Origin of the sequence: Globicatella sp. HMSC072A10, from assembly GCF_001811625.1 — a bacterium.
Taxonomy (GTDB): domain Bacteria; phylum Bacillota; class Bacilli; order Lactobacillales; family Aerococcaceae; genus Globicatella; species Globicatella sanguinis.
Map to the genome: position 1 here is coordinate 1 of NZ_KV805739.1, position 3,589 is coordinate 3,589.

Here is a 3,589-nt window from a genome sequence, read left to right on the forward strand (position 1 = left end):
TTTCGCCACCAACACTAAAAATTATAGATCCTGAATAATTATCATTTGAATGATTAGAATTAAATCCCATCTTGACTTAAAAAGTCGAGGTGGGATTTTTACAAAAAAATAACTCGATGGTATAATATTTCTAAGTAACAGAAGAGTAATATTTAATAAGTGATAATATGGGAGGAAGAATAAAATTTGTAAAACGAATGGGAATTTATTTTTCTGTTTTAATGTTAGCCTCTCCGATGATAGTTTATGCTGCTACTCAGTACGTTGATGGTGGTACTTGGAATTATGGTGTCTGTCATACAATGAATTGTGGGTATTCTGATTACCTACATCCAACACAATACCATAGTTCTACTGTAATTCATCCAACTAAAGGTTCAAATTACGCTGAAGCCTACGCCGGATATTGGGCACAAGCCAAGGTATACAATATCCCGCCTACGGGTATGTCGTATTATTATAATGTATATTAGTTGACAGAGAATTACTGTTCTGTAACTTTATTCCGGAGGTATCAAGATGAAACAAACTAAATATTTTATTTTAATTATTTTAACGATATTAAGTAGTCTTGTTGTTTATAATGTGTATGAAAATTACCATTATTTTGATACTACCCATTTGGGAAAGGTCGCACCTTATGCAGTTGAAATATATATAAAACAAGATACCGTCTCGATTGATGAACATCTTAATTTTTTAGATAATATTTCAAAAGAAGAAGAGGTTACGATTGTCAAAAATGACATTGATCAATCCGCTGTCTTTCATTCTGTTATTTTAAATCCTCAATCTATCACTGCAGAGGAATTATTATTAACGGAGGAAGGAAAAAAATTATTAATGGATGGTAAAAGTTTTAGCTCTAATAAGAAGTTAGTATTAAATTTTGGACCTCGAGAAAATATCTATCAGCCCATGTCTAGTTACTTTGCTGACAATTTAAAAAGTATAAGAGGAACATACTACCTTGTTTCAAATTCCCCTATTAATTTAGAAAGTTTAATTACTAAATTTGAGCAGTTTTATCAGACTCCAAAAGAAGATTTATTGAATAATTCAGTGACTCAAGTATTCTCAGTGCTTAATCTTTATTTAATTGGCTTTTTAGCTTTAGGAATTTTGAGCTTTATTATTTATTTTTTAATGAAATTGCTTATCCCAATCAATAATTTAGAAATTTTTGGAATTAAAAAATTATTAGGTTATAGCCGTTACCACCTTTTTATTGAGCCTAGCTTATTAGAGTTATTTTGTTTCTTATGTACAACTGCTGTAATAAATTTATATTTCTTATTGAGTAATAGTTATTTTCCGAAAAATTTTTGGTTACATCTCTTATTGACTCAAGCGGGTATTTTATTATTAATGACTGTTATCGAGTCTATCATTATTCGTATATTCTCTAAACAAACTTTAAATGATGTGATGAAGGGGCATACACCTCATTTAAAGTTCTTCCTACCTTTAATTGCGACAATTAAGTTAATTTGCACAATTGTCATCGGTTTCTTAATTTTTCAGTATGGAGCCTTACAAATACAATTGATAGAGTCTAAAAATAATATGGAGAAAGTGGTGGATATTAGCGATTATGTATTTGTTGAAAATTTCAATTTAACACAAGAAGGTCAAGCAGTATACGGTGTGGGGGAAAAGTTTCTTAATAATGCTTTAACTGAACTATATGATAAAAGTATTCAAATGAATCAGCTTATTTATTTTGCTAACCTTGAAGAAGTTGAATCAGATAAAATGCATTTTGATTATTATCCTATCGATAAAGATTTTAATTTTATATCAATGAATAAGCAATATTTGAATGAACATTTTCCAAAAATTGAAAAACAAATAAATCATACATCTAGCAATAAGATTCAATTGTTGACTACTAAAGAATATTTTGATGCTATTGGTTTAGAAAATATGGAGAGTATTGTTGGATTTTTTTCAGTAAAAGATATTCAAAATCCTAACCCGGTTACAGTTGAAGATATTCAGGTCACAATTGTTGAATCAGAAAAGCCAATAGACATATATGGTAATCGAGTGAATAACAAACCCTGGATAATTCATTTAAGTAATAATTCAAGTGATATGCTATTGATGGAACAAAGGTTAATTGCCAATACAGGACCTAATTCTGTAGTTAAATTTAAAAGTAATCCACTTAATTCAAACGAGCTTAAAGCAGTATTGGATAGCTATGCTCATTTAGTTTCATTTAAATTTACTAACTACCAAGAATTTTTTAAAGAATTAATCGATTACTATAACCAATATCAAGAGGTAGAAATAGTGCTTCTATTGATATTAATCGGCTTAGGATTTATTACTACAATTGGATTAATTACTGTTTCAAACAATATAAGAAAGCGAGAATTGGCGATTAATTCATTATTAGGATATAAACTGGTTGATCAATATCAATTGGAAATAATTTTATACTTGATTATTCATGCAATCTTATTAATTATATTGGTAAGTTTAAATTCCCATACTTTAATCCCTAGTTTAATCTATTCAATTTGTGACGTTGGTGTTTTAATTTTATGGGCTTTAACGAAGAGAAAAGTAAGTTTAAACAAACTTATTAAGAGTGGGTGATTTCAATGATCGAATTAGTTAATATAAATAAAAAATTTGGTGACAAAACAATTTTAGATAATTGTAGCTTTTATATTAATCCGAATGATTTTGTCGCTATTGTTGGTGAAAGTGGAAGTGGTAAAACGACTTTACTTAATATTTTGGGATTAATTGAATCGGTAGATAGTGGCAAAGTAAAAATATTTGATGAAGAACATATTAAACCAAACTCTATCCAATCGAATAAATTAATAAGGGAACGAATTAGTTATGTTTTTCAAAATTTTGCACTTCTTGATAACCAAACAGTATTGTACAACCTTTTAATGGCCATGAAATATCGTTCACTTAAGAAAAAAGAGAAACTACTAGAAATTGAAAAAGTATTAGAATTTGTTGGTCTAGGTGGTTATCAAAACAAGAAAATATATGAGCTTTCTGGTGGGGAGCAGCAACGTGTTGCAATTGCAAGAGCCATTATTAAACCACATGATTTAATATTAGCAGACGAACCAACAGGTTCACTAGATGACGTTAATAAACAAATAATCTTTGAATTGTTTGAAAAATTGAATGAGCAAGGAAAAACGATTATTATCGTAACGCATGACTTTGAATTAGCTAAGAAATGTAAAAGGATATTGAAAATTAATTCCAGACATCAAGTAGAAGAAATGTAATGAGGTTAAGCCTAAACTAAATAGATTTAGTCAAGTTATTGCGAGCTAATTACAAGCACAGTGGTTGAGTCGGCCTCAAAGGGCGTTTTATTGTGGCGGGGTTTAAACATGACCAATTCACTCAAACTAGTCTCAATCTTTAAAAGCACAGTGGTTGAGTGGCCTCAACCTGCGTCTTAACGTAGCTGAGATTAATTTTAAAAAATTCAGTCAAATTAGTGCTTATTCATTAAAAGCACAGTGGTTGAGTGGCCACAAAGTGCGTTTTAACGAGATTGGGTATAAATATGATAAATTCAATCAAGTGATTGCTCGATATT

Annotated in this window: 3 protein-coding genes; all 3 read left to right on the forward strand. The window is 29.6% G+C overall.

Features of this window, described 5'->3' with window-relative positions; genetic code table 11:
• Positions 1 to 167: 167 nt before the first annotated feature.
• From HMPREF2811_RS06575 to HMPREF2811_RS06585, 3 genes are read left to right on the forward strand one after another with little or no spacing between them, the layout of a single operon-like run.
• Positions 168 to 473, forward strand: a complete 306-nt coding sequence (locus HMPREF2811_RS06575) for a lactococcin 972 family bacteriocin (RefSeq protein ID WP_246829824.1) — start codon at positions 168 to 170, stop codon at positions 471 to 473.
• Between the two features lie 46 nt (positions 474 to 519).
• Positions 520 to 2,607 (forward strand): hypothetical protein, encoded by a 2,088-nt coding sequence (locus tag HMPREF2811_RS06580; protein WP_071408648.1) that lies wholly within the window; start codon positions 520 to 522, stop codon positions 2,605 to 2,607.
• Between the two features lie 5 nt (positions 2,608 to 2,612).
• Positions 2,613 to 3,269 carry an ABC transporter ATP-binding protein gene (locus HMPREF2811_RS06585; protein ID WP_071408649.1) on the forward strand — a complete coding sequence of 219 codons (657 nt, stop codon included), beginning with the start codon at positions 2,613 to 2,615 and terminating at the stop codon, positions 3,267 to 3,269.
• Positions 3,270 to 3,589: the final 320 nt, after the last annotated feature.

Bases quoted from the DNA above. Each gene is read 5' to 3' on its own strand.
- HMPREF2811_RS06575 (WP_246829824.1), top strand. From the start codon at position 168: ATGGGAGGAAGAATAAAATTTGTAAAACGAATGGGAATTTATTTTTCT.
- HMPREF2811_RS06580 (WP_071408648.1), top strand. From the start codon at position 520: ATGAAACAAACTAAATATTTTATTTTAATTATTTTAACGATATTAAGT.
- HMPREF2811_RS06585 (WP_071408649.1), top strand. From the start codon at position 2,613: ATGATCGAATTAGTTAATATAAATAAAAAATTTGGTGACAAAACAATT.